The following is an 825-nucleotide window of genomic DNA, read 5'->3' on the forward strand; positions in this document are numbered from 1 at the left end:
GCACGTCCTCCATGCGGGCGACGTATTCGCCGTCGACATGGGGAATGCACCACATGTCCCTGCGCCATGGCTTGAGGTCGTTCTCGGCCAGCCGGCGACGCACGGTCTCGCCCGACAGGCTGTCGTGATCGGTGAGCTTGACCATCGTGTCGGCCAGCAGCGTCAGCGTCCAGCGTTTGCGGCCAGCGGGCGGCTTGGCGCATGCCGTCGCCACCAGCAGGGCCTCCTCCTTTCCGGTCAGCTTGCGCTCTGCGCCCGGACGCGGCTCCTCGCTCAAGGCCCGCTCCAGATTGCCTTCTACGAAGCGGCGCTTGGTCCGGCTGACGGTGGAACGGCTGACACTCACGGTCCGAGCAATCTCCTCGTCGCTGCGGCCCCTATCGGCCGCCAGCAAAATCTGCGCCCGCTTGAGCTTGCGGGCGGCGTGCTTGCCGCCGCCGAGCATCGCCGTCAGTTCGTCGCGCTCGGCTTGGCTCAATTCGACCCGATAACGTACATTCATGCTTTGCCTCCTTGTCGGAGGCCGGGACGAATCGATCCATGAGTCAAAAATCAGCGCGCGCTTAACCGAGAAGCAGGGGCACTACCTCGCTTTCATCCATACCTATTCGTACATGTTCGGACAGCCGCCAGCCGAAGCCGACATTCAGCGCCATTTCCGCGTCAGCCCGCCGTCAGTCCACCAAATGATCGTCACCCTCGAACGAAACGGCTTCATTCGCCGTCAGCCCGGCGTTCCCCGAAGCATCGAGATTCTCCTGCCACCCGAAAACTTGCCGATCCTCGAATGGCTCGGTATCAAAACGTCAAAATCACTGTGATGAA

The 825-nt window shown here is 62.5% G+C and carries 2 protein-coding genes; one reads left to right on the top strand and one right to left on the bottom strand.

What is annotated here, in order from left to right:
• Window positions 1-502, bottom strand: a 502-nt coding sequence (locus tag CWO89_RS44710; protein ID WP_130232005.1) for a helix-turn-helix domain-containing protein, incomplete at its 3' end; no start/stop codon positions are given.
• Window positions 503-614: 112 nt separating this feature from the next.
• Between CWO89_RS44710 and CWO89_RS49355 the strand changes: the two genes are divergently transcribed.
• A complete protein-coding gene (locus CWO89_RS49355) occupies window positions 615-821 on the top strand; it encodes a LexA family protein (protein WP_426434276.1) in 207 nt (68 codons plus the stop codon).
• The last annotated feature ends 4 nt before the right edge of the window (window positions 822-825 follow it).

The sequence above is a fragment of the Bradyrhizobium sp. Leo170 genome (assembly GCF_004296405.1).
Taxonomy (GTDB): Bacteria; Pseudomonadota; Alphaproteobacteria; order Rhizobiales; family Xanthobacteraceae; genus Bradyrhizobium.